Raw genomic sequence first — 24,181 nt, 5'->3', positions numbered from 1 at the left:
AGTTAAAAGCTCCTGATAACCCGGCCGTGAAGCCAATGAATTCACTGTGAAAATGGTCAGGGATTACTTTTGGCGCTGTTTGATGCGAACGTTCATGCCAATCTTTCGCACCAAAGCACGAGGGGCGCTGTGCACCACAAAGCTCAGGAGTTGGTATTGCCAACCCGGGACGCTAACTGCTTTACCAGCGATCGCTTCCTTCCAAGCGGTTGCAACAAGCTTGTCAGAGTTGAGCCACATGAAGGCGGGTAGACCTTTCATCGACATGCCTCCGCGCTGGTGAAACTCAGTTCTCGTAAAGCCAGGGCAGAGCGCGCTGACTTTCACATTCGTTGCTGCAAGCTCAGTGTGAAGTGATTCAGAGAGAACTGTTAGATAAGACTTTGAAGCACTATATGTTCCACCTGCAATCCATCCGGCAACTGATGAGACGTTGATAATGACACCTTTGTTGCGCTCTTTCATTCCAGGAAGTGCAACATGCATCAGGCGCATAGGGGTTCGCACAAGAACATCAAGCATTTGCTGCTCAGCATCTAATTGACTCATCGTAAAAGCTTTGTTGAGTCCAAAGCCGGCATTATTGATGAGGACGTCTATTTGATTATTTGTAATGAAATCTTCAATTAATTTACAGCCTGCATCAGTTGCTAGATCTGCCTGAATCACTTTTGTTGCTACCCCAAAGGTTGATTCAAGGCCCTTTGCTCGCTCTTGAAGTCTTGGTAAATCGCGGGCAACCAAAACTATGTTGTAACCATTTTTTGCAAGTAATCGTGTGAAGCTCTCACCAATTCCAACGGTTGCACCAGTTACTAAAGCCCACGATTGCATGTAAATCTCCTAGTTAACTCGTAGTTCGCCCAGTGCCCCTGCTGGAACAAATGGTGCGCGTGGTGCAACTGCATTTAATCTCTTGTATGGCTGATCTTGTGCAGGTCTTGAATCTACATCACCTTTATTTGGCCAGAACGATAAAGCACGTTCTGCTTGAGCAGTAATTGTTAACGATGGATTCACACCTAAATTTGCAGTAATTGTTGAACCATCAACAATGTGAAGTGTTGGGTAGTTCCAAACACGGTGGTAAGGATCAATTACTCCCTCACTCTGATCACTGCCAATGACGCAACCACCAACAAAGTGGGCGGTAAATGGGGCATCTATGAGATCGCCAACGTGTCCGCCTGCTATTCCGCCCTGCTTTTGTGCAATGTGTCTAACGGCCTCGTTAGCTGCTGGAATATATGTGGCGTTTGGGTGCTCAGGATCATTGGTTGAAGTTAAATGCCACCCAAAGATTGATTTCTTTCCTCGAACAGAGACCGATGAGTCAACATTTTGCATCGTTAGTGCAATAACTGTTCGCTCACTCCAACGTCGCACATTCAAAATCTTAAAGAGAAGTTTTGGATTAGCTACAAACTGCCTCCACCACTGCTTTCGTCGATCTTGTGATGAATGACCATCGGTCATGATGGTTTGTAGCAAGCCCATTAAATTAGAACCTTTGCCGTAGCGAACAGGTTCAATGTGGGTGTTTTCATCAGGGAAGAAGGAAGAAGTGATAGCGCTGCCATCGCTGTAATCAATATCAGTATTTTGCATCAGCGCACCTGTAAGAGCTTCGCTATTAGTTCTAGACAAATCACCTAAACGATCAGAGATCGCTGGCAGTACCTGGTCATCTTTCATCTTATGGAGCAGTTTTTGTGTGTTGAATGTTCCAGCGGCGAGAATTACATCTTTAGCGAAAAATACTGTGCCCTTCTCACCCAACCAGTCATCAGTTTTTCGGGTTGAAATCTTCCACTCACCGTTAGCCAACTTCTCAATCTTTGTGGCAGTCGTCATTGGAAAAACTTGAGCTCCAGCTTTTTCAGCTAGCCCTAAGTAGTTTTTAGGTAATGTGTTTTTTGCGTTGAATCTGCATCCACTCATGCAAGCACCGCATTGCATACATCCGTTGCGATCAGGGCCAACACCACCAAAGAATGGATCTTTACTTGCAACACCTTTGCCATCACCAAAATAGATTCCAAGTGGAGCCATCTTGAATGTGTGACCCACACCCATTGCTTCAGCAGCTTCTTTCATAGCTTTATCGCTATTAGAAAAATATGGGTTCTCTATTACGCCCAACATCCGACGAGCTTGGTCATACCAAGGCTCTAACTCTTCTTTCCAGTTAGTAATTGATGCCCACTGTTTGTCAGTGAAGTATTTATCTCCGGGTTGATACAAAGTGTTGGCATAAACCAAAGATCCACCACCGACACCTGCGCCAGCTAAAACTAGAACATCAGGCAATACATGGATGCGCTGAATTCCGTAGAGCCCAAGCTTTGGAGCAAACAGGAATTTGCTTATTCGCCATGAAGTTTTTGGGAAATCTTTATCGCGAAAACGCTTTCCTGCCTCAAGCACGGCAACGCTATAACCCTTTTCTTTAAGGCGTAGTGCAGATACGGATCCACCAAAGCCGGATCCAATTACAACAACATCAAATGTTTTCTTCACGGATTTTCCATGTAGTTCCATAGGATTCAAGTGAATCTAAAAATGGCTTTGCATCAAACCATTCAGGGCCTGCAACTCCTTCAGGTTTCCAGATCCCTTTATGGATTAACTCCATTGCAATTACTGGATTTACCGCTGTTTGCCATACAACTGCTTGATCTCCGTATTCGGCCATAGACCACTCGTTATCAATGACGTTATACATATAACAAGCGTAAGGCTTTCCCTCTTTGTTTAGGCCCTTTACTAATGCACCTGCACAAGTTTTGCCCTTCATGCGGGAACCCAACGTTGCAGGATCTGGCAAAGAAGCAGCGAGTAGGTCGCGAGGAGAGACTGAGATTCCCTGGACGTCAACATTTTCTTTGCGATCCATACCGAGCATATGAATGGTTTTTAAGGTTGTAATGAACTGGGCACCAAGGCCGTATTTAAAGTTAACTTTCTTGGCATCAACTTTTTGGGGGATTAAGACAACTTCTTCGTGTTCAACGTTTACGCACTCGACAGGACCAATTCCCTCAGGGAAATCAAAAGTTTCTATTTCACTAAATGGCTCTGTTGTAAACCAACCACGGCCATCTTCCCAAACCAACGGGGGATTTAAGCATTCTTCGATTGTTGTCCAGATTGAAAATGAAGGCGCAAATTCATAACCTTCAACAGTTAAGTTAGAGCCATCGAAAATTGTTATCGAATCAATTACGGAGAAAAGATGATCTGCGGCATAACGTGCAAAGACATCACTCATTCCAGGCTCTATACCCATCCCAACTAGTGCGTAGATATCGCGCTCTTTCCAGTTCCAATCACGGGCAAACTGTTCATCTCCCAGCTTTACGCCAGTTTCTGAGTTTGGATAGTGAGGATGTGGTCGGGATAAAGACATCGCCATATCAATGTAGTTAGTACTTTCAATTTCACAGGCTAGAAAAATTGGCATCACAAAACGTGGATCAACAGCGTTGACTACAACATCTGGTTTCACTTTACGAATGAGAGCTCGGATATCTTCAAGTTCGGCAGCGTTAACTTCGGCTGCTGAAAATCTGGAGTCCTTTACGCGCACCACTGCTTCTTCAGCACGAGAGAGCGTGCGATCTGCAATAACCATGGATGTAATAAATGACTTGCGAGAAGCGATATTGACAATAGCTCTGCCAACTCCGCCCGCGCCTATAACTAGCGCCTTCATTGCTGGCCCCACATGAGGAAATAACATCCTTTTCGATTGTTTTAACCAGTCTAGCCTTGTCATTAATTCATGACAAGATTGCCCCTGCACAATCTAAGTCCCCGTAGCTCAGTGGATAGAGCAACCGCCTCCTAAGCGGTAGGTCGCAGGTTCAACTCCCGCCGGGGACACGTTATTTTTAATTAATGCTTAAGAGTAAATTTCTGCATCCACTTAGGTGCCCACCAGTTACGTTCACCAAATAAACGCATAAGTGCTGGAACAAGAAGAGCGCGCACCAATGTTGCATCCAAAATAACTGCAAGTGCAACTCCAAAGCCCAACATCTTGATAGATGTAACGCCGCTTGTCATAAAGGAAGCAAAAACAACGGCTAATAAGAGTGCAGCAGCAGTAATGATTCGAGCAGATCTCTGTAGACCAACTGCAACAGATTCAACATTGCTCTTACCGCTTAAATGTTCTTCACGAATTCGTGAGAGCAGGAATAGTTCGTAGTCCATTGATAGTCCGAACACAACTACTGCTACCAGAATCACTGATCCTGTATCCAAAGTGCCGGTTACGGTGAAATCACCTACCAACCACTTTAAGTGTCCATCAATGAATATCCAGGTAATTGCACCCAGGGTCGCAACTAATGAAAGCGCATTTAAAATCACAGCCTTAATCGGCAAGATGATTGAACCGGTAAAGATGAAGATAAGAATTAACACAGTCAGTGCAATCCATCCCAAAGCCAAAGGCAATGTTCTAGCGATTCCATCTTGAGAGTCTGTGAAGTCAGCTGCAGCTCCACCAATGAGTGTGCCAGCAGGGTGTTCAAGATCTCTAATGTCATGAATTACCTTCATTGAATCAGTGCTTCGCGATGGCACAGAAGAAATTACTTGAACTCGAATGTCTTGCTTATAAACCTCAATCTCACCAACACGGACGATGCCCTCAATACCTTTAACCTTGTCCAAGAAAGCAGTAATTTCACTTTCACGCCCAACACCATTTGGTACTACAACTTCAATCGGACTTCCAATCAATCCGTCAAAGCGGGTATCAACTACTTCAGCTGCAATAGCAGCTGGATTTGATGCAGGTAGAACTCTTGAATCAACTTGAGCAAACGAAATATTAGTAACAGGAGCTGCCATAATTCCTAAGACAACTAAGCAAGCAATTACAACTGGAACGGGACGCTGCATAACGTTGCGTGCAGTGTGAGCCCAGCGACCATCTTCTTTAGGAGTAATTGCACTCTTACGTATAACTCCCTTATCAACCTTTTCACCAAGCACGGCAAGAAGTGCTGGCAGAGCAATTACTGCGCCGATCACTGCAAATGTAATGACCGAAACGCCTGCGTACCCAAATGATTTCAAGAACTCAAGTGGGAAGAAGAGCAGTGAGGCCATCGTTACAAAAACAGTGAGGCCTGAATAGAAAACAGTCTTACCGGCTGTAGCGACAGTTGTGACTACAGATTCTTCAACACTGTGGCCGTTATGGAGTTCTTCTCGGAATCGATTGACCATGAGAAGTGCGTAATCGATACCAAGGCCTAATCCAAGGCCAGTGATGAGATTGAGAGCAAAGACGCTGACGTTAGTAAATAGCGTTAGTAGGTAAATGATAAAGAAAGATCCAAGGATGGCAGTCACACCGACAAATAAAGGTGTTGCAGATGCTACGAGGGCACCGAAGACAAATACAAGAAGGAGGAATGTAAGTGGAATCGCAATTGATTCAGCGAGAATCAAATCCTTTTCAATCTTGTGGTTGATTGCATAAGTAATAACGCCTGCACCAGATGCGTAGATCTGAACATTCTTGTACTTGCCATCAAACTCTTCCTGTAGTGATGCGCCTACGGCACTGAGGGCATCCCAATCAAAGGCATCAATGTCGGAATACACCAAGATGAAGCCTGCTTTTCCATCTTTAGATTTCATGGTTGGTGATCCACCAGTCGACCAGTAGGAGAAAGTTTTTGAGACTCCCTCATGGTTTTGAATCTTCTTTTCAATTTCAATTGCTGTGCTTGCAACAGCTGGATCATCGATTGTTGAACTTGCAGAGTCCACAACCATCACTACAACTGGCTCTTCTGCACCAAATACATCAACAACATACTTAGCAGCCTTAGCTGAATCGCTATTGAGGTCTGAGTAACCACCTGAATCTAAGCGTCCAAAGGATAAGGAGCCGACTGCGCCAGCGATGATTGTTGTAATAATGAAGGACAAAAGGACTAGCTTGCTGCGCTTAACGATGAACTTTCCAAGCTTCTCAAACACGTTTCTTACTCCTTAGATGTAGACTTAAAACTATGAGTGATCTCTTTCCTAATGTGACATCAGATGAGATCGATCCTGAAGCCGCGGCAGAACAATTACGACGCGAAGAAGAAATTAAGTCAGATAAGCCGCCCCACCACCAGGACTAATCAGCCTTAGCTGCCGGAGTTGGCGCAGCTGCAGGAGTTGATTTAGCGGGTTCACTTGCTGTTGTCTTTTTTGCAGAATCAGTTTTATAAAATCCGGAGCCTTTGAATACAACACCCACGGCGCTATAGACCTTACGGATTTCTCCCTTGCACTCTGGGCATTGGGTGAGTGAGGCATCGCTAAAGGACTGGAAGGCTTCAAATTCATGTTCGCAAGCGTTACATGCGTATTGGTAAGTAGGCACTAGCGCTCCAATCTTTGAATTCGGCCATATTTCAACCCTTTGGGGTAGAAGCCAAGTCTAAAGAAGTGAGACGATTGGCGCGAATTAAGGTCCAAGTTGTGAAGGAGATCTAAGTGAAAATCACTCGAGTCCGCCAATTCTTGGCCGCTTTTACCCTTATTAGCGTTCTTGGCATGATGCCAGCGAGTGCAAACTCACTTATTACTACTTCACCAATAAGTGGTTCAACAGTGACCACAGCTCCTATGTCTGTAACTCTGACAACTCAGAAGGCATTACTTCCTGATGCAAATGAAATAGTGGTTACAGATCCAGCCGGTGTGCGAGTTGATGATGGAACTTTAACTCTTACTGATGTTTCAGCAACTATTGGGTTGAAACCTCTTGTTGATTCTGGAATTTATAGAGTTTCATACACACTGTATTCAGAAGGTGAAGTTCCGTTAGAAGGATCATTCACATTTAATTTCTCTGCACCAACTGTGATCACACCTAACGAACCATCACCCACTCCAACAGAATCGCAAACACCTGCAAGTAGTAGTTGGGGCACAAACATATTTATCATTTTTCTTTTGATTATGGCGTTTTTTGTCTTGATTGCACTCGCGCTCTATGCGCGAAAACTCTTTAGGGAACGATGATTGCTTTAAGCACAATTTTTAAATATCTATCCCTTATTGGCAGTTTTGCAGTAGTTGGATCATTATTGGCGATGGGCTTCCTGCTTCTTGATTCCCATGGAAAACTTTCAACTTCAGCTAAAAAGCTTCGCACAATGCTCTGGATTTCAGGCCTCACTTGGACCATAGGAAGTATCGGAGTAATTCTCTTTACGTTAGCAACGATTCTCGACCAACCATTATCATTTGCTTTAGATTCAACAGTTCTGCGCTCTTTCCTCACACAAATTACTTTAGGCCAGTACTTACTATTTCAAACACTTGTTGCCCTAGTTATCACCTTTGCAGCAATTCGAGTGAACAAAATCCTCACAGTTATCGCCCTACTCATCCTTACCTTCATTGGATTAGTCGCACCTGTATTTCAAAGCCACTCAGCATCAAGTGGTTCACATGGGCTAGCTATTGGTTCCTTGGTAATTCACGTAGTTGCGCTATCTCTTTGGGTAGGCGGAGTAATAACGTTGGCGATTTTGGAACCAGAGGATAGGCCAGTAGCAGTTCCACGCTTTAGCCAATTAGCTTTATGGGCCGCCATTGCTGTTGTATTAAGTGGAACTGCAAATGCTTGGGCCCGCTTGAATTTCAAAGAGGCCTGGAACAGTGCATATGCATGGGTAGTAATTGGCAAAGTAGTTCTAACGATTACCTTAATTATTATTGGATATTTACATCGTAAGAATTTGGCTTTGCGCAGCTCTATTAATTGGAAAGGCTTTGCGCGCTTAATCTTTGCAGAGAGCTTGATAATGGTTGCAACCGTTGCAATGGGTGCATGGTTATCTTCAAGTCAGGCACCATCAAGACCAGAGCCAGCCAAGTTTGATCCAGCATTAGCCATTGCAGGAATTTCTACTCCTGCTGAACCCACATGGGGTCGAATTTTGTTTAGTTATGAACCAGATGCATTAATGATTGGAATCTTGGTAACAGCCGTTGCACTCTATATAAAGGGTGTCGTTGTTCTTACAAAGCGCGGTGACAAGTGGCCTGTGGGCCGCACAATCTCATTTGCCCTTGGAATATCAGCAATAGATTTTGCAACAAGTGGTGGCCTTGGTTTGTATGCAAACTTTGCTTTTTCATATCACATGGTTGCTCACATGATTTTAGGAATGATTGCACCGATTGGAATTGTGCTTGGAGCGCCAATCACATTAGCGCTTCGCACTTTGCCACAGGGTAGAAATAGTGAAGAGCGCGGTGTGAGAGGTTCTCTGCTTGCCGCACTTCATTCGAAGTTAGCTGTGTTCTATACCAACCCAATTGTTGCTTTGGCTATCTTTGATGGCTCACTCTTTGCTCTCTACTTCACAGATTTATTTGGCTCGATGATGCAATCGCACGTGGGCCACCTCTTTATGAACATTCACTTCCTACTCGCTGGAATTCTTTTCTTCCATGTAATTATTGGAATCGATCCAAACCCTCGAAGAGTTCCACATTTAGTTCGCATCGTAATTCTCTTTGCGGCAATGAGTATTCATGCCTTCTTCTCAGTGGCATTGATGTCGACTACAACACTCATTGATGGTGGCCACTTCGGGTCTCTTCAATCACCATGGCTCACTGATCTACTTGCCGATCAGCGCATGGGTGGATCAATAGGTTGGGCGATGGGTGAGGTTCCGATACTTCTCGCTCTGGTTGCCACTTTTGTAAGCTGGGTTAGGGATGATTCACGCGAAGCAATCCGAATTGATAAAAATGCCGCACGATCTGCAGCAATGGGTCAGCCAGATGAGTTAGCCGCCTATAACAAGTATTTGCATGATTTAGCCCAACGCGATAGAAATGAACCCTAATGGAAAACTTATTTGATATTCCCAGCGAATATAAAGATCTTCGTGCCAGCGTTCGCGCTTTGGCAGAAAAGGAAATTGCTCCTTTTGCAAAAGCTGTTGATGAAGATCATCGCTTCCCACAAGAGGCAGCAGATGCGTTACAAAAGGCAGGTCTAGCTGCAGCCCATGTTCCAACTGAATTCGGTGGAGATGGTGCAGATGCACTTGCTGTTGTAATAATCATTGAAGAAGTTGCACGTGTTTGCGGCGCTTCATCACTTATTCCAGCAGTTAACAAACTTGGTTCACTTCCATTGATGCTGGGTGGAAATAAAGATCAGAAGCAACGCTGGTTATCACAACTGGCACAAGGTAAAGGTTTTTCATATTGCTTATCTGAATCTGATGCAGGCTCTGATGCATCTGCCCTTCGCACAAAGGTTGAGCGCGATGGAGATGGATGGATTCTCAATGGAAGCAAGAAGTGGATTTCAAATGCCGGAATTTCAGAGTTTTACACCGTCATTGCTCAAGGCGATGCATCCCTTGGCTCTAAAGGAATCACTGCGTTCGTAGTTGAAAAATCTGATCCAGGTGTCTCATTCGGTGCACCAGAAAAGAAAATGGGCTTTAGAGGATCACCAACCCGTGAAGTTTATTTCGACAACGTCAAGCTTGCAGATGATCGCCGCATCAGCGAAATTGGTGAAGGATTTGCACTAGCAATGAACACACTTGATCACACACGCATCACTATCGCTGCTCAAGCTCTAGGCCTTGCCCAAGGCGCACTTGATGTTGCGACCAAGTATTCACATGAGCGCAAGCAGTTTGGTAAAGAGATTTTCGACTTCCAAGGCGTTCAATTCATGTTGGCAGATATGGCGATGAATATTGAAGCTGCACGTCAGTTAACTTATGTTGCTGCATCAAAGAGTGAGAGCAATGAAAAAGACCTACGTTTCTTCTCAGCGGCAAGTAAGTGTTTTGCTAGTGATGTGGCAATGAAGGTAACAACTGATGCGGTCCAGATTTTGGGCGGCTATGGCTATGTGTCAGATTATCCAGTTGAGCGAATGATGCGAGATGCCAAACTCACCCAGATTTATGAGGGAACTAATCAAATTCAGCGAATAGTTATGGCGCGCAATTTACCTAACGCTTAAATCTGACGATGAGTGAAGGTGTTGCTGCAGCATCTAGCGGTATGTCATGAGATTCTCGAGGCAAAGTTTCACTCGTTAATTCACCTGCATGAACTAAACCAATCTTCCAACCAGGCAAAGTTGGTAATGCGCGATCATAAAACCCTCCGCCTTGACCCATTCGATAACCCTCTTGATCAATTCGAAGTGCAGGTGTGATCACTGCACCAACATCACTCGTGTCTGTAACAGCTGGTCCAGTTGGTTCAGTCAGGTTTTTGGTGGTCTTCAAATTTGTTGGATTTCCATCCCATTGAACCCATTCAATGATTAATCCATTGACTCGGGGGAGTAAAAGTCTTTTGCCATCTGCCAAGAATGCTTTGTTGATTTCATCTGTGCTGGGTTCTTGGGCATATGAAAAGTATGAGCAAATTGTTGTGGCACTGACTATTTCTGGAGCTTTCAGAATTACATTGAAATTGGTAGGAATGAACTTTTGAACCCGTTCACGGCGATAGCGATCTCGCAACTGCTTCTTGAGTGTGTTCTGATTCATTGCTTCCGCCCTCCGCTTTCCACGCCTAAATCCCAAAGATTGATGACCACAACAAGTATGGTGTGATTATGGCAGAGCACACGCGGGTAGATGAGTTTTTGACCTCACTTATAGCGATTTGCAAACCTCTTGATTCTTTTGAAATGCCATTACTTGATGCCCATGGCGCGACGTTGTCACAAGATGTCTTTGCAGGAGAGCGCTTGGTAATGAAAGCCGGATCTAGAATCCGCTCAACTCAGATTGGCTTAGCTGCATCAATCGGGCTCGATCACTTACCAACAAGACCACACCCACGTGTTGTGGTGATGTCAGCTGGTCCAGATTTAGTTGAACCAGGTAAGACACTTAAAGATGATGAAGAATTCGAGACTAACTCGTGGATGCTTACAACTGCTGTGCGTGAAGTTGGCGCAGTTGCTTATCGCGTGCACTCAATCCCAGATGATGAAGCCCAGCTACAGAACTTAATTGAAGACCAATTAGTACGTGCTGACTTAATAATTATTAGCGGTGAGCGCCATGATGATTCATTTGACTTGATCACACGAACTATTTCTAACATGGGCGAAATTACTACGGTGGACATGGCAATAGAGATGAGCGGTCGACATAACTTTGGACTTATTGGTCCTGACAAGACTCCGATTATTACTCTTCCTGGAGATCCAATCGCGGCTTATATTTCATTTGAACTCTTTGTTCGCCCAATGATTCGCACGATGTTAGGCGCAGCAACAATCCATCGTCCAAGTGTTAAGGCTAAGTTAGAAAAAGCGATTGAATCTAGCGAAGGTATGCGCTCCTATATTCGCGCCGCCCTGTCTGAAGATGGGAAATCGGTAACTCCACTGACGCATCAAGAGGAAATCTCAACACTTTCAGATGCATCTGCTTTTATCGCCGTGGGTGAAAAAGATGTAAGTTTAAAAGCTGGCGATGAAGTAACTGTTGTAATTTTAGAGCGCAGATACATTTAAGTCCTCTGATGACTTATTCGTGGCCGGTAGTACTAAAGAGTGAAGATCTAACTCTGCAGGCATTGAGATTTAGAGATCGCCCTCGTTGGAATAATGTCCGTGCTGAAAATCGTGATTGGTTATCTCCCTGGGAGGCGACAATTCCCTTGATTCCTGGGGATGCGGCAGAAAACGCCAGCCGTCTACCTTCTTACTTTGAAATGGTGCGAACCCTTAACTCTGAGGCTCGAAGTGGCCGCTCATTTTCATTTGCTATCTGGCATCAGCGCAATTTAATTGGGCAGATTTCACTCGGGGGAGTAATTCTTGGCGCAATGCGAGGTGGCCATATTGGATATTGGATTGATAAGAACTATTCAAATAGGGGCTTTACGACGCAAGCGGTAACGGCTCTAACTGAGTATTCATTTTCTGCGCTGAATCTTCATCGAATTGAAATCAATTTACGGCCAGAAAATGCAGCCTCAAGGCGAGTAGCTGAGAAAGCTGGCTACATCTTTGAAGGTGAACGTCCCCGTTATTTACATATCGCTGGAAATTGGCGAGACCATGTCGTATTCGTAAAAGAAAATCCCGCCATTAAGTAGGCTCTAAATCCCAAGTTCTGCAGGTCCAATCCTTTATCTTTGTCCATCATGGCTTCCGGACTTATCTATTTAGCGATCATCGGTATGTGGGTCGCATATTTTGCACCCCGTTGGATCCATGACCGCAACGAGTTTTCTGGAAAATCTGTTGAGCGATTTAAGAGTGCATTGATTGTTGTCGCAACTTCATCGCCACATGGAACTTCTGGAAGCGGATCAATTCATATTGATTTAGATCGTGAAGCAAAAATCGCACAACTCCTTATGCGCAGACGCATTATGTTTTTTGTTTTAACTGGTTCCCTAACTACAACACTTGTGGGTGGTTTCATGAATACGATGCCTTTTATTTACTCATTGGTTCCTGCAACTGGAATTTTGATTTATGTTGCAAGCGTTCGTCGTCAAACAATTGCCGACAAGATTCAATACCGACGTGTGCAGCAACTTCACCGTCGCACAACTGGTGTTTCAGCAACAAACTTGGCTGAAGTAGTAACACCTAAGGCTTCACAAGAACATTGGATTCCACTCTCAGAGCGTGAACTCAAAGGTGTTGTTATATTGCCAAAGGGAACTGCAGCGGTTCGCCAAACGTGGGAACCTTCAGAAGTACCAGCTCCAACCTATGTCAGTGCACCTAAGGCAATTATTCCTAAGCGCGTTATTGATTTAACTATTCCTGGGGCTTGGAGTGAAGAACAAGAGCGCTTAGAGCGTGAAGCGCTAGCCGCTGCTTCACCTTCACGTGATGAAATCTTTGATCAACAACTAGCTGATGAAGCAGTTGAGCGTCTTAAGCAAGCCCGCGCTTCTAACGAATAGCTATATCCAAGAATTCATCCACATACGTTGCAACCATGCTTCGTATGTGATTATTTCGCCTGTGAAAATTGGGTAGAAATACACAAAGTTTAAAAGGATTACTGTTACAAAAGCTGCAACTAAACCTTGCGAGATACCTGCCTTTAAAGAGCTATCAAGCAATAGTTTTGCGCAATACACAAGAGCCAGAATCATGAATGGCTCGAAAACTATTGCGTAGAAAGTAAATACTGTGCGGGATTGGAAGAAGAACCATGGCAGGTAACCAGCAGCCATTCCAAGCACAATCAAATTTAAGGCAGGCTCAGTCGTACGCTTAAACAAGCTGCGTAACCAAAAACCAATAACAACTGAAACAGCAATTGTTCCCGCCCACCATAGAAGCGGTGTACCAATTGCTAACACTTCCTGTGCGCAGTTATCACTGCCGCAACCCTTTGGTGATTCATAGAAAAAGGAAGTTGGTCTTCCCATAATCATCCAACTCCAAGGATTTGCTTGGTAAGAATGTTTCTCGGTCAAACCAGTATGAAAGCCCAACATCTGTGAGTGGTAGTGAATCCATGATGCAAATGAATTTGAAGACCATTGACGATCCCAACCACGATCACTGAGAAACCAACCAGCCCATGAAGTGATGTAAACAGCGACAGGGAGGAATCCGTATTGAATGAATTTCATTACTGTTGGTCGAATTAAATCTTTAGAAGGGTGCTCCGAAAAAATCTTGTAGAGAGAGACGAAAACCATCGCGACCAAGAAATAAACAGCGCTCCATTTACAGCCCATCGCCAAACCAATTGCAATTGCTGCCAACCAATGTCTTTGTTGGTGCCAGAGATAAATCGCTAAGAGAACAAAGAAAGTTAAGAACAAATCAAGTAATGCAGTTCTTGAATGAACAAGCACTAATCCATCACACGCCATTAAGAATGCACCTATGGCAGTTAATAGCGGTGAGTAAAACAGCACATGAACTAAGCGGGCAAAGAGCAGAATGAGAAGTGTTCCAATGATTGCAGTGGCAAAGCGCCAACCAAATTCATTATCGCCAAAGAGTTGGATACCGCTTGCTATAAGCCATTTACCAACTGGGGGATGCACAATGAACTCCGGCTTTGAGCCACTAACTTCCACGCCGTATTTCAAGAAATCTCTAGCTCCATCAACGTAATAGACCTCATCAAAAACAAAGCCCTTAGGTGTTGCCAGGTTGATTAATCGAATCGCAAGGGAGGCAATCGCTATAAGGATCGGGGCGATAGCGGCAATCATGTGTGTAATCGTATGCGCAAATCGCTGCGAAATTACTGAGATGATGGACCCATGGCATTGATATTGGCAGCGACCCCGTTGGGTAATCCAGCCGATGCAAGCGCGCGCTTAAAAACGGCCATCGAAGATGCCACAATTATTGCCGCTGAAGATTCCAGAAGGTTTCACCGTTTGTGTTCAGATCTTGGAGTTACTTTCACGGCCCGCATACTTTCCTTCTTTGAAGGCAATGAAGATGAGCGAACTGCTGAACTGTTAAATGAATTAGCAGCTGGCGCTCATGTTCTAGTTGTTTCAGATGCAGGTATGCCAACGATAAGTGATCCTGGTTTTAGGTTGATGCGCGAAGCTATTGCTCGAGGTCTTGAAGTCTCTGTTATTCCAGGACCCAGCGCAGTAACGATGGCTGTTGCTCTATCTGGATTACCAACTGACCGATTTACTTTTGAAGGTTTTCCATCACGCAGCGCTGGAGCACGATTAGCAACATTTGAAAAACTGCGCCATGAAGAGCGCACGATGGTTTTCTTTGAAGCCCCACATCGTTTGGCTGATTCTCTCTCAGATGCGCAATCTGTTTTTGGCGCAGAACGCAAAGGTGCAATTTGTCGCGAGATGACAAAACATTATGAAGAGACAATCCGTGGAACACTCTCTGAACTTTCAACGTGGGCAGAGACCAATGAAGTTCTTGGTGAGATCACTCTCGTAATTCAAGGCGCAGTCCTGGATTCAGCAGCAATGACTGCTGATGAAATGGTGGCCCGAGTTCGTGAATTTGAAGCTGCAGGCATGGATCGCAAAGGGGCTATCGCCTCTGTTGCCGCTGAATTCTCAATTGCAAAGCGGTTGGTTTATGCCGCAGTGGTCGATGCGAATAAGATGAGCAAGTGACTAAGTCCTTTTATCTAACGACGCCGATTTATTACGTCAACGATGCACCGCATATTGGCCATGCCTATACGACGGTTGCCGGTGATGTGTTAACTCGTTGGCATCGTCAAAAAGGTGAATCAGTCTGGTTTTTAACTGGCACAGATGAGCATGGCCAAAAGGTTATGCGCACCGCAGAGGAAAATAACACTGCCCCACAAGCCTGGGTTGATCGCTTAGTACAAGATGCGTGGAAACCTAATTGGCAGGCGCTCAATATTGCTAATGATGATTTCATTCGCACAACTGAAAAGCGCCATACAGAACGTGTTCAAAAGTTCTTGCAATCCCTTAAAGACTCTGGTCATATTTATGCAGGAAAATATGAAGGTCCTTATTGTGTTGGTTGTGAAGAGTTCAAGCTTCCTGGCGACCTCATTGAAATTGATGGTAAGAAATGCTGCCCAATTCATAGCAAGCCAATTGAACTAGTCAATGAAAATAACTGGTTCTTTAAACTTTCAGCTTTCGTCGAACCATTGCTCGAGCACTACCGCAAGAACCCAGATGCGTGCCAACCTGAAAGTGCGCGCAATGAAGTTGTTTCATTCTTAGAAGGTGGCGTTACAGATCTTTCAATCTCTCGTTCAACTTTTGACTGGGGAATCCCTGTTCCTTGGGATACTGACCAGGTTGTCTATGTTTGGTTTGATGCACTTCTTAACTATGCAACTGCAGTTGGTTTAACTGATGCACTAGATAGTGAAGGCGGCAAGAAATTTGCTCAGACTTGGCCAGCAGATGTTCACTTAGTTGGTAAAGATATTTTGCGCTTTCACGCTGTTATCTGGCCAGCAATGCTTATGGCTGCAGGTTTAGATGTTCCTAAGAAGGTATTTGCTCATGGCTGGCTACTAGTTGGCGGCGAAAAGATGAGTAAGAGTAAGTTGACTGGAATTGCACCAAAAGACATCACAGATCACTTTGGTGTTGATGCTTTCCGTTATTACTTCCTACGTGCTATTCCTTTTGGTACCGATGGCTCTTTTTCATGGGAAGACATGTCTGCCAGATACACATCAGAGCTTGCAAATGACTTCGGAAACCTCGCATCTCGCTCAGCAGCAATGGTTGAGAAGTATTGCGGTGGCGTATTGCCAGCTAAAAGCAATGATGCTGGGCTTGAGAGCGCGCTAAAAGAGGCAGCAACAAAGGCCGATGCCGCAATCTGTGACTTAGATTTCCAAGGTGGAATCCTTGCGATTATGGATTTTTGCAAGAAAGTAAATGGTTATGTAACAGAGAAAGAACCATGGATTCTTGCTAAAGATCCTGCTAACCAACAGATCCTTGAAGATGTTTTGTATAACACAGCAGAGTCTTTGCGCGCACTTGCGGTATTACTCAATGCAGTGATGCCACAAACATGTGAGATTTTATGGAGCAGTTTGGGTGCTCAAGCATCATTAGGAGATCTTGGTGCGCAAAAGATCTCTGATGTTGCAACGTGGGGGCAATTACCACCAGGTGCCACGATTACTAAAACTCCAGTGCTTTTCCCTCGCTTAGAAACCAACGCTTAACAAATATGGCTGATCGCCACAACCGCGATATAGATCGTCAGCGGGCACCTCTACCAGAACCACTTCCTGCTCCAACAGTTGATGCGCATGCGCATATGGAGATCATTACTGATACTGCGCCAGATTCACCTGAGGTGGCAGAAGTAATCGCTGAAGCTAAAAGCGTAAACGTTGATCGAATTATGCAAGTGGGTTATTCGGCAGAGCAATCAGCTTGGTGTGTGGCTGCAGCAGAAAAGTGGAACACCTCAGTCTTAGCAGCCGTTGCTCTGCACCCGAATGAAGCACCAGTAGTTGAGAACCTAGAAGCTGATTGGGCGGTGATTGCTCAATTGGCAGAGCATCCACGTGTTCGGGCAATTGGTGAGACAGGACTTGATTACTTTCGCACACCACCAGAGCTTCGTGCACGCCAACAGGAATCCTTTAAGTGGCATATTGAGTTAGCTAAGAAAACTAGCAAGGCTTTAGTTATTCATGATCGTGACTCACACGATGATGTTCTCTCAGTCTTACTTGAAGTTGGAGCCCCAGAAAAGGTTATCTTTCACTGCTTTTCAGGTGATGTAGCGATGGCAAAGACTTGCATAGAGCGTGGCTATGTCCTCTCATTTGCTGGCACGTTGACCTTTAAAAATGCCCCTGCCTTGCGCGAGGCAGTGAAGTTAGTTCCCATTGATCAACTACTCGTTGAAACAGATTCTCCTTTCCTTGCACCTATGCCACATCGCGGAGCACTTAATACTCCTGCTCAGATTGCAAACATTGTGCGGGCAATGGCTACTGAGCGAGATGCAGATCTTGGCGAGTTAGCAACAGCTCTTGGCAATAACGCCGAGCGTTTATTTGGCTCATTTGCCTCATGACATTATTAGGAGCAGCGCAAATCCGCGAGCTTGCAGCGGCGTTAGATTTAAAGCCTTCTAAATCCCTTGGACAAAACTTTGTTATTGACTCAAATGTCTGCACAAAGATTGTGCGCACAGCAGCAGTAGGCCCAACTGATATCGCACTTGAGATTGGCCCAGGTCTAGGTTCTTTGACCTTAGCTTTACTTGAAAGCGCTGCATCGGTTGTGGCAGTTGAAATTGATCCGCGTTTAGCTGGTCAACTTCCGATAACAGTTGCAAATCACTTTGAACATCCAGAAAATCTGACTGTCCTTAATCAAGATGCACTCACTATTCAAACTTTGCCAGTTAACCCAACGGTGTTAGTAGCAAATTTGCCCTATAACGTCTCAGTTCCTGTGCTGCTGCATTTGCTTGAAAAGTTTGAATCACTGCGCACAGGCGTGGTTATGGTGCAAGCAGAAGTTGCCGATCGCTTAGCTGCAAAGCCGTGCACAAAAGATTATGGAATCCCTTCGGTTAAAGCAGCCTGGTGGGCAGAAGTAAAAGGTGCGGGATCTGTCTCGCGTTCAGTATTTTGGCCAGCACCTAACGTTGATTCAAAACTTGTCTCATTCACCAGACGGCAAACACCTGGGGATGAAGAACTACGTCGCAAAGTATTCACAATCATTGATGCAGCCTTTGCTCAGCGCAGAAAGATGCTGCGTTCGGCTCTTTCTAGCCTCTATGGCTCTTCTTCTGCGGCTGAAGAGATTCTTATGCGCGCAAAGATTGACCCAACCCTTCGCGGTGAAGCTTTAGAGATCGCTGGTTTTTGTGCCATCGCAGCCGTTGCACCTGACATTTTCTAGCCAACGTATTAAGGTCAAACCATGCCAATAAAAAACGTGACGGTTCGGGTGCCGGCAAAGGTCAACCTGCAACTATCAGTTGGCCCGCGTGAGGAAGATGGTTTCCATAATCTTGTTTCGGTATTTCAAGCCATTTCGATTTTTGATGAAGTAACACTTTCTCTTGGACAACCAAAATCTGGCGTTACTGTTTCAATTACTGGGGAACAGACCCATGGTGTGCCAGCAGATGCTAATAACTTAGCGGCTCAAGCTGCAGCGCTGATGGCAGAAGAATATGACATTGAAATTGATGCACACATTGAAATTAAGAAATCCATTCCAGTTGCAGGTGGAATGGCTGGCGGTAGCGCAGATGCTGCAGCAACAATCGTTGCAATTGATTATTTATATTCACTGGGCATGAGCCGTGAAGAGATGGCAGATATTGCCGCAAAGTTAGGTAGCGATGTTCCCTTCATGTTAAATGGTGGAACTGCAATTGGCACGGGCCATGGTGATCAGTTAACTTCTGCACTATCTCGCGGCACTTATCACTGGGTACTCGCACTTTCCACACATGGTTTATCAACTCCTGCCGTTTATGCAGAGTGTGATCGCTTGCGAACTGGACTTGAAATTGTTGAACCACAAACAAACGAAGCTCTCATGCAGGCATTACTTGCAGCTGATGCAGAATCAGTAGGTGCGCACTTAATTAATGATTTGCAACCAGCAGCATGTTCATTGCGTCCAGCTTTGCGATTGGTTCTAGATGTAGGCCAGGAGTATGGAGCGCTAGGGGCGTTAGTCTCAGGATCAGGGCCAACCGTTGCTTTTCTAGTTGCCGATGAGGAAGCTGGACTTGATTTAACGGTGGCATTGACCTCTAGCGGAGTAGTGGGCAGCGTTGTTCGCGCATATGGCCCAGTGGCTGGGGCAAAAGTAATCTCGTAAAGAAGGTGCAATGTGGTCACAACCATGCCCATTTATGAGGGAGAATACGTGTTCCGCCATTGTGTAGTGGCTAGCACATGGGCCTTTGAAGCCCAGGGTCCAGGATCGATACCTGGTGGCGGAGCCACCGATAGGATTCACCTGTGACCGTAGAAACCGTGATCGTTCTCGCAGCTGGCGAAGGCACACGGATGAAATCGGCAAAAGCCAAAGTTCTCCATAGCGTTGCAGGACGTTCGTTACTTGGACATGTCTTACACGCAGTTGATCACCTAAAAGCTAAAGAAGTTCGCATTGTTGTGGGCTCTGGCCGTGAATTAGTTGAAGAACATATCTCTCACATTGCACCAAAGGCGTCAATAGTCTTTCAAGAGCGCCGTGGTGGCACAGGACATGCTGCGCAGTTAGCGCTCGCAGGTTCAACACCTAAAGGCACGGTATTGGTTTTAGCTGGTGACACACCCATGCTTACCGGTGAATCACTTGCTGCATTTATCGCTGCACATAATGCAGGAAAGTTTGCAGCCTCAGTTCTAACTGCAGAACACCCAGATCCAACAGGTTATGGCCGCATTATTCGAGATGATTCTGATGAGCTCTTAAAAATTGTTGAAGAAAAAGATGCCACAGATGATCAGCGCTTTATCTTTGAGATTAACTCTGGTGTGTATGCCTTTGATGGAGCAGCTTTAGCGGCCTCTATTGGAAAGCTCAATAACTCCAACGCCCAAGGCGAGCTGTATTTAACTGATGTTATTGGAATCCTAAAAGGTGAAGGTGCATCAGTTGCAGCAATCATGATTGATGATTTCACTGAAATTCTTGGCGTAAATGACCGAGTTCAGTTAGCTGAATCTGCAGCCCTTCTTCGCGATCGCATTAATGATGAATGGATGCGCGCCGGTGTGACAATTATTGATCCAACAACAACCTGGATTGATGCAACTGCCACAATCTCTTCAGATGTGACTATTCATCCAGGCAGTGCAATTTATGGAACAACAACTATTGCCCAGGGCGCATCCATTGGGCCTCGCACAACCCTGACCAACTGCCAAGTAAAAGAAGGCGCTTCTGTACTTGAATCAATCGCTGCCGACAGCGTCATTGGCGAAGGCTCAACTGTTGGCCCATTTACATATTTGCGCGCAGGAACAGTCCTTGGTGATGCAACTAAGGCTGGGGCATTTGTTGAAATGAAGAATGCAACAGTTGGATCCGGCTCAAAAGTTCCACATCTTTCCTATGTTGGCGATGCCACCATTGGCGAAGGCAGCAATATCGGTGCTGCGACAATCTTTGTTAACTATGACGGGGTTGAGAAGCACCACACCACTATCGGAGATCATGTCCGAATCGGTAGCGACACAATGTTGGTTGCACCACTAACTGTGGGAGATGGGGCATATACCGCCGCTGGATCTGTCATTACTGAAGATGTTCCTGCAGGCGCGATTGGAGTTGGCAGAGCTAAGCAGAGAAATGTATTAGGTTGGGTCATGCGCAAGCGCGCTGGTTCCAAGTCAGCACAGGCCGCCGAAGCTAAAGAGAAGAAGGGCTAATAAATGAGCGAGATCCGTTTATCTTCTGAAAAGAGATTACGTCTTTTTGCAGGCCGCGGATTTCCTGAATTAGCTGATGAAGTTGCATCAGAGCTTGGTATTCCACTTACCCCAACTTCAGCATATGACTTTGCAAATGGCGAAATCTTTGTTCGCTTCGAAGAATCAGTTCGCGGTTGCGATGCGTTTGTAATTCAAAGCCACACAACTCCAGTGAACAAGCAGATCATGGAACAACTCATCATGGTCGATGCTTTAAAGCGCGCATCTGCAAAGCGCATCACAGTTGTTGCACCTTTTTATGGTTATGCACGTCAAGATAAGAAGAGTCGTGGACGCGAACCAATTACTGCGCGATTGATGGCCGATCTTTTTAAAACTGCAGGTGCTGATCGATTGATGTGCGTTGATTTACACACTTCACAGATTCAAGGTTTCTTTGATGGTCCTGTAGATCATCTCTTCGCACTTCCAATGCTGGCTAACTATGTTGGTAGCAAAGTAGATCGCACACGCTTAACAATCGTCTCTCCAGACTCTGGTCGAGTACGAGTTGCAGAGCGTTGGTCAGATCTACTCGGTGGTTGCCCAATCGCATTTATTCATAAAACCCGTGATCCACGCATCCCAAATGAATCAACAACGGGCCGTGTGGTTGGTGATGTTCAAGGACAGACTTGCGTAGTTATCGATGACATGATCGACACTGCAGGCACAATTACTAAAGCAGTCGAAGCTCTCTTTGATGCAGGCGCAGCAGATGTCATCATCGCCGCAACACATGCTGTCTTCTCAGGTCCAGCAGTTGAGCGCCTACGATCCTCTCGAGCCTCAGAAGTTGTTGTGACAAATACTCTGCCGATCTCAGAAGATCAAAAATTTGATGGACTCACAGTCCTATCGATTGCTCCACTTCTAGCCCGCGCCATCCGCGAGGTATTTGAAGATGGATCGGTCACCTCCCTCTTTGACGGGCATTCCTAAGCGGGGATTTGCTTCAAAGCGCCCCTCGCAGATATTGTTCGCTTTGTTCCGGCGAGGGTAAGAATTTACTTCCGTAATCGACGGCTTAAGGACTTAACTCCTCATCGGAACTTTGTGCAGACACCGAAGTTATCTAGAGGAGATTTAAAATGGCAGAAATCAGCATCAACGGCGTACGTCGTACCGAATTTGGTAAGGGCGCATCACGTCGTGCACGTCGCGATGGTTTGGTTCCTGCCGTCATCTACGGTCACGGTGAAAAGCCACAACACATCACACTTCCAGCACGCGAACTCGGCGTTGCTCTGAAGCAGTCAAACGTATTGCTTGACATCTCAATTGATGGAAAGACAGAACTCACACTTCCAAAGGCAATTGTTCGCCACCCACTCAAGCAAATCCTTGAGCACGTCGATCTAGTTCTAGTTCGTCGCGGTGAGAAGGTTGTTGTTTCAGTTCCTGTTCACGCAATTGGTGAGCACGATCGCGATGGAATCCTTGAGCACGTTCACAACTCAATTGAAGTTCGCGTTGAAGCAACAGCAATCCCAAGCTTCCTAGAAGTAAGTATTGAAGGAATGCACTCTGGTGAATCTCGTTATGCATCAGATGTGAAGCTTCCAGCAGGCGTTGAACTTGAGTCTGATCCAAAGACAATCGTTGTTCACTTGTCTGAGAAGTCCACAGCAGTTGAAGAGGTTGTTGCTCCAGTAGCAGCAGCAACTGATGCGGCAGCACCTGCAGCAGATGCAGAAAAGAAGGACGCTTAACCCTTACGCTTACCGTTATGACGTGGTTGGTAGTGGGCCTGGGCAATCCAGGCGATAAATACGCTGCCACCCGTCACAACGTGGGCCAGATGGTCATTGATGAATTAGTTAGTCGCCACAACGTTAAATTATCTTCACACAAATCCCGCACACACATCGCAGCCTTTAAGTTAGGTGTTGGTGTTGATGCGCACCCAGTTATTGTTGCTAAATCACATTCATTTATGAATGAGACTGGTGGGCCGATTAAAGCCCTTGCTAACTTTTATTCTGTGGAACCACAAAAAGTTATTGCACTCCATGATGAATTAGATATTCCTTTTGCAGCCATCCGCACCAAAATCGCTGGCGGGGACAATGGCCACAACGGTCTTAAATCAATGACTTCAGCTTTTGGCACCGCAGAGTATTACCGCGTGAGATTAGGAATTGGCCGTCCTATGGGCGAACAAGATCCAGGTGATTTCGTATTAAAAGCTTTTTCAAAAGTGGAACAAAAAGATTTAGGTGAATTTATTGTTCGTGGGGCAGATGTTGTTGAATCTTTGATTAATGAAGGTTTAGAGCGAACACAAACGCGTTATAACTCTTAATCCTCATCGCCTTCTTCATCAGATTCTTCGTTAGATTCATTCCCCTTGCTCGAAGCTGGTGGCGCAATAACTTTTTGTACTGTCTCTTTTGTTATTGATTCACCGACAGAGCCTAATAAGAATCCACTCAACACAGAGTTTGGTTTACCTTGGGTATTGTGTTGGTTAGTAAATGCGTTAGTGCCATCTTTTCCGCAAATACTTGCAATAACGCCTGCCCCACCCGGATGACTCTGAACATAGGTAGTCAGGTTGTAAACCTTGCCATTAACAATGCTCCAACAATCAGATTTTGAGTTATGGCTTTTAACTTCAGAGGTTGATAAATTCACACCCCCAGCTGGAGCAACTACGGTTGAGGCAGAATTTTCTAATGTAACTGCCTGTGTTTGGGCAATTCTAGATTTCCAGGTTGTCTCAGCTCCTGAGTGACCCACCAAAACCGTGAGAGTCAAACTCATAATCGCAGTAACTGGAACCAACGCTTTAACAAGTTGTTGCATTAACTTAGGCATTTTGGTGCGCAAGCTCTTTGATCTTTCAATTACAAACCAAGTGGAAAGTGTGATGGAAAATATCAATACGGCTAAAGCTAAGCGCTCACCTAAGATTGAATGAGATTTGGGTAAGCCCACCCTTGAAGATAAAGCTTCACCAGATTGGGTGGCGATATAAGCACTCATGAGTGAAAGTAAGGTTGCTATTAAAACTAGGGGCAAGTAAGTAGCTCGCCATGTAACTCTAAAGGTGAGTATTAAGGCGCCAACTGCAGCCAACGGAACAAGCACAACCACGGCATGACTAATGAGTGGATGAATAGGCAATCCTGTAATCAAATCAAACACTTAATAATCTCCCTTAAGGCTCATATGTATTTTCACAGTAGCCGTGTGGGAATTAATAAGCAAATCCATCTGAGAAATCCCCCAGGATTGTA

Annotated in this window: 23 protein-coding genes and 2 tRNA genes; 17 read left to right on the top strand and 8 right to left on the bottom strand. The window is 45.2% G+C overall.

The window, feature by feature from the left end:
• Positions 1-63 precede the first annotated feature (63 nt).
• The 3 genes from A7sIIA15_RS06265 to A7sIIA15_RS06255 are packed head-to-tail and all read right to left on the bottom strand — an operon-like array spanning position 64 to position 3,715.
• Positions 64-834, bottom strand: a complete 771-nt coding sequence (locus A7sIIA15_RS06265; protein ID WP_095686284.1) for an SDR family NAD(P)-dependent oxidoreductase — start codon at positions 832-834, stop codon at positions 64-66.
• A 9-nt stretch (positions 835-843) separates the two neighbouring features.
• Complete coding sequence (locus A7sIIA15_RS06260; protein WP_095686283.1) at positions 844-2,541, bottom strand: GMC family oxidoreductase N-terminal domain-containing protein; 1,698 nt, start codon at positions 2,539-2,541, stop codon at positions 844-846.
• Entirely contained in the window at positions 2,504-3,715 is a 1,212-nt protein-coding gene (locus A7sIIA15_RS06255) for a saccharopine dehydrogenase family protein (protein WP_095686470.1), read from the bottom strand. The genes A7sIIA15_RS06260 and A7sIIA15_RS06255 overlap by 38 nt, the downstream gene beginning before the upstream one ends.
• A gap of 97 nt (positions 3,716-3,812) precedes the next feature.
• Between A7sIIA15_RS06255 and A7sIIA15_RS06250 the strand changes: the two genes are divergently transcribed.
• Positions 3,813-3,885, top strand: a tRNA-Arg gene (locus A7sIIA15_RS06250).
• 12 nt (positions 3,886-3,897) lie between these two features.
• Here the strand turns inward: A7sIIA15_RS06250 and A7sIIA15_RS06245 are convergent.
• Positions 3,898-6,006: an MMPL family transporter gene (locus A7sIIA15_RS06245; RefSeq protein ID WP_095686282.1), complete on the bottom strand. Its 2,109-nt coding sequence runs from the start codon at positions 6,004-6,006 to the stop codon at positions 3,898-3,900.
• A 145-nt stretch (positions 6,007-6,151) separates the two neighbouring features.
• Positions 6,152-6,400, bottom strand: coding sequence for an FmdB family zinc ribbon protein (locus A7sIIA15_RS06240; RefSeq protein WP_095686281.1), 249 nt, complete (start codon positions 6,398-6,400; stop codon positions 6,152-6,154).
• A 113-nt stretch (positions 6,401-6,513) separates the two neighbouring features.
• Here A7sIIA15_RS06240 and A7sIIA15_RS06235 point away from each other — a divergent pair, with 113 nt between their 5' ends.
• From A7sIIA15_RS06235 to A7sIIA15_RS06225, 3 genes are read left to right on the top strand one after another with little or no spacing between them, the layout of a single operon-like run.
• Positions 6,514-7,044, top strand: coding sequence for a copper resistance CopC family protein (locus A7sIIA15_RS06235; RefSeq protein WP_095686280.1), 531 nt, complete (start codon positions 6,514-6,516; stop codon positions 7,042-7,044).
• Positions 7,041-8,888, top strand: a complete 1,848-nt coding sequence (locus A7sIIA15_RS06230) for a bifunctional copper resistance protein CopD/cytochrome c oxidase assembly protein (RefSeq protein WP_095686279.1) — start codon at positions 7,041-7,043, stop codon at positions 8,886-8,888. Before A7sIIA15_RS06235 ends, A7sIIA15_RS06230 begins: the two co-directional genes overlap by 4 nt.
• On the top strand, positions 8,888-10,033 hold the full coding sequence (locus tag A7sIIA15_RS06225; protein ID WP_095686278.1) for an acyl-CoA dehydrogenase family protein: 1,146 nt from the start codon (positions 8,888-8,890) through the stop codon (positions 10,031-10,033). The genes A7sIIA15_RS06230 and A7sIIA15_RS06225 overlap by 1 nt, the downstream gene beginning before the upstream one ends.
• On the opposite strand, the gene A7sIIA15_RS06220 is transcribed toward A7sIIA15_RS06225, so the two are convergent.
• Positions 10,023-10,571 (bottom strand): 5-formyltetrahydrofolate cyclo-ligase, encoded by a 549-nt coding sequence (locus A7sIIA15_RS06220; RefSeq protein ID WP_095686277.1) that lies wholly within the window; start codon positions 10,569-10,571, stop codon positions 10,023-10,025. The genes A7sIIA15_RS06225 and A7sIIA15_RS06220 overlap by 11 nt on opposite strands.
• A gap of 68 nt (positions 10,572-10,639) precedes the next feature.
• On the opposite strand from A7sIIA15_RS06220, the gene A7sIIA15_RS06215 reads away from it, so the two are divergent.
• Genes A7sIIA15_RS06215 through A7sIIA15_RS06205 form a run of 3 tightly spaced genes read left to right on the top strand, consistent with a single transcriptional unit; the run spans position 10,640 to position 12,963 of the window.
• Entirely contained in the window at positions 10,640-11,551 is a 912-nt protein-coding gene (locus tag A7sIIA15_RS06215) for a molybdopterin-binding protein (RefSeq protein ID WP_095686276.1), read from the top strand.
• An 8-nt stretch (positions 11,552-11,559) separates the two neighbouring features.
• Positions 11,560-12,138, top strand: coding sequence for a GNAT family N-acetyltransferase (locus A7sIIA15_RS06210; RefSeq protein ID WP_095686275.1), 579 nt, complete (start codon positions 11,560-11,562; stop codon positions 12,136-12,138).
• 48 nt (positions 12,139-12,186) lie between these two features.
• Positions 12,187-12,963 (top strand): hypothetical protein, encoded by a 777-nt coding sequence (locus A7sIIA15_RS06205; RefSeq protein ID WP_095686274.1) that lies wholly within the window; start codon positions 12,187-12,189, stop codon positions 12,961-12,963.
• Here the strand turns inward: A7sIIA15_RS06205 and A7sIIA15_RS06200 are convergent, their stop codons facing one another.
• Positions 12,964-14,238, bottom strand: a complete 1,275-nt coding sequence (locus A7sIIA15_RS06200) for a dolichyl-phosphate-mannose--protein mannosyltransferase (protein WP_095686273.1) — start codon at positions 14,236-14,238, stop codon at positions 12,964-12,966.
• A 51-nt stretch (positions 14,239-14,289) separates the two neighbouring features.
• On the opposite strand from A7sIIA15_RS06200, the gene rsmI reads away from it, so the two are divergent.
• The 10 genes from rsmI (at position 14,290) to pth (ending at position 23,244) form a co-directional block, all read left to right on the top strand.
• The gene (rsmI, locus tag A7sIIA15_RS06195) at positions 14,290-15,132 is read left to right on the top strand and encodes a 16S rRNA (cytidine(1402)-2'-O)-methyltransferase (RefSeq protein WP_095686272.1); all 843 of its coding nucleotides are present in this window, start codon (positions 14,290-14,292) and stop codon (positions 15,130-15,132) included.
• On the top strand, positions 15,129-16,694 hold the full coding sequence (gene metG, locus A7sIIA15_RS06190; RefSeq protein WP_095686271.1) for a methionine--tRNA ligase: 1,566 nt from the start codon (positions 15,129-15,131) through the stop codon (positions 16,692-16,694). Before rsmI ends, metG begins: the two co-directional genes overlap by 4 nt.
• A 5-nt stretch (positions 16,695-16,699) precedes the next feature.
• Positions 16,700-17,560 (top strand): TatD family hydrolase, encoded by an 861-nt coding sequence (locus tag A7sIIA15_RS06185; RefSeq protein WP_095686270.1) that lies wholly within the window; start codon positions 16,700-16,702, stop codon positions 17,558-17,560.
• Positions 17,557-18,399, top strand: a complete 843-nt coding sequence (gene rsmA / locus A7sIIA15_RS06180; RefSeq protein WP_190279126.1) for a 16S rRNA (adenine(1518)-N(6)/adenine(1519)-N(6))-dimethyltransferase RsmA — start codon at positions 17,557-17,559, stop codon at positions 18,397-18,399. Before A7sIIA15_RS06185 ends, rsmA begins: the two co-directional genes overlap by 4 nt.
• A gap of 21 nt (positions 18,400-18,420) precedes the next feature.
• Positions 18,421-19,335, top strand: a complete 915-nt coding sequence (locus A7sIIA15_RS06175; RefSeq protein ID WP_095686268.1) for a 4-(cytidine 5'-diphospho)-2-C-methyl-D-erythritol kinase — start codon at positions 18,421-18,423, stop codon at positions 19,333-19,335.
• Positions 19,336-19,387: 52 nt separating this feature from the next.
• Positions 19,388-19,462, top strand: a tRNA-Gln gene (locus A7sIIA15_RS06170).
• A 16-nt stretch (positions 19,463-19,478) separates the two neighbouring features.
• Positions 19,479-20,897: a bifunctional UDP-N-acetylglucosamine diphosphorylase/glucosamine-1-phosphate N-acetyltransferase GlmU gene (gene glmU, locus A7sIIA15_RS06165; protein WP_095686267.1), complete on the top strand. Its 1,419-nt coding sequence runs from the start codon at positions 19,479-19,481 to the stop codon at positions 20,895-20,897.
• 3 nt (positions 20,898-20,900) lie between these two features.
• The gene (locus tag A7sIIA15_RS06160; protein WP_095658021.1) at positions 20,901-21,881 is read left to right on the top strand and encodes a ribose-phosphate diphosphokinase; all 981 of its coding nucleotides are present in this window, start codon (positions 20,901-20,903) and stop codon (positions 21,879-21,881) included.
• Positions 21,882-22,030: 149 nt separating this feature from the next.
• A complete protein-coding gene (locus A7sIIA15_RS06155) occupies positions 22,031-22,651 on the top strand; it encodes a 50S ribosomal protein L25/general stress protein Ctc (RefSeq protein WP_095686266.1) in 621 nt (206 codons plus the stop codon).
• A gap of 17 nt (positions 22,652-22,668) precedes the next feature.
• A complete protein-coding gene (gene pth / locus A7sIIA15_RS06150; RefSeq protein WP_095686265.1) occupies positions 22,669-23,244 on the top strand; it encodes an aminoacyl-tRNA hydrolase in 576 nt (191 codons plus the stop codon).
• Here the strand turns inward: pth and A7sIIA15_RS06145 are convergent.
• Positions 23,241-24,089, bottom strand: a complete 849-nt coding sequence (locus A7sIIA15_RS06145; RefSeq protein ID WP_095686264.1) for a cytochrome b5-like heme/steroid binding domain-containing protein — start codon at positions 24,087-24,089, stop codon at positions 23,241-23,243. The genes pth and A7sIIA15_RS06145 overlap by 4 nt on opposite strands.
• Between the last annotated feature and the right edge of the window lie 92 nt (positions 24,090-24,181).

Source organism: Candidatus Planktophila vernalis (assembly GCF_002288185.1).
GTDB classification, from domain to species: domain Bacteria; phylum Actinomycetota; class Actinomycetes; order Nanopelagicales; family Nanopelagicaceae; genus Planktophila; species Planktophila vernalis.
This window is presented reverse-complemented; position numbering and strand designations above follow the sequence as displayed.

Bases quoted from the DNA above. Each gene is read 5' to 3' on its own strand.
- A7sIIA15_RS06265 (WP_095686284.1), bottom strand. From the start codon at position 834: ATGCAATCGTGGGCTTTAGTAACTGGTGCAACCGTTGGAATTGGTGAG.
- A7sIIA15_RS06260 (WP_095686283.1), bottom strand. From the start codon at position 2,541: ATGGAACTACATGGAAAATCCGTGAAGAAAACATTTGATGTTGTTGTA.
- A7sIIA15_RS06255 (WP_095686470.1), bottom strand. From the start codon at position 3,715: ATGAAGGCGCTAGTTATAGGCGCGGGCGGAGTTGGCAGAGCTATTGTC.
- A7sIIA15_RS06230 (WP_095686279.1), top strand. From the start codon at position 7,041: ATGATTGCTTTAAGCACAATTTTTAAATATCTATCCCTTATTGGCAGT.
- A7sIIA15_RS06225 (WP_095686278.1), top strand. From the start codon at position 8,888: ATGGAAAACTTATTTGATATTCCCAGCGAATATAAAGATCTTCGTGCC.
- A7sIIA15_RS06220 (WP_095686277.1), bottom strand. From the start codon at position 10,571: ATGAATCAGAACACACTCAAGAAGCAGTTGCGAGATCGCTATCGCCGT.
- A7sIIA15_RS06215 (WP_095686276.1), top strand. From the start codon at position 10,640: ATGGCAGAGCACACGCGGGTAGATGAGTTTTTGACCTCACTTATAGCG.
- A7sIIA15_RS06210 (WP_095686275.1), top strand. From the start codon at position 11,560: ATGACTTATTCGTGGCCGGTAGTACTAAAGAGTGAAGATCTAACTCTG.
- A7sIIA15_RS06205 (WP_095686274.1), top strand. From the start codon at position 12,187: ATGGCTTCCGGACTTATCTATTTAGCGATCATCGGTATGTGGGTCGCA.
- A7sIIA15_RS06200 (WP_095686273.1), bottom strand. From the start codon at position 14,238: ATGATTGCCGCTATCGCCCCGATCCTTATAGCGATTGCCTCCCTTGCG.
- rsmI (WP_095686272.1), top strand. From the start codon at position 14,290: ATGGCATTGATATTGGCAGCGACCCCGTTGGGTAATCCAGCCGATGCA.
- A7sIIA15_RS06185 (WP_095686270.1), top strand. From the start codon at position 16,700: ATGGCTGATCGCCACAACCGCGATATAGATCGTCAGCGGGCACCTCTA.
- rsmA (WP_190279126.1), top strand. From the start codon at position 17,557: ATGACATTATTAGGAGCAGCGCAAATCCGCGAGCTTGCAGCGGCGTTA.
- A7sIIA15_RS06175 (WP_095686268.1), top strand. From the start codon at position 18,421: ATGCCAATAAAAAACGTGACGGTTCGGGTGCCGGCAAAGGTCAACCTG.
- A7sIIA15_RS06160 (WP_095658021.1), top strand. From the start codon at position 20,901: ATGAGCGAGATCCGTTTATCTTCTGAAAAGAGATTACGTCTTTTTGCA.
- A7sIIA15_RS06155 (WP_095686266.1), top strand. From the start codon at position 22,031: ATGGCAGAAATCAGCATCAACGGCGTACGTCGTACCGAATTTGGTAAG.
- pth (WP_095686265.1), top strand. From the start codon at position 22,669: ATGACGTGGTTGGTAGTGGGCCTGGGCAATCCAGGCGATAAATACGCT.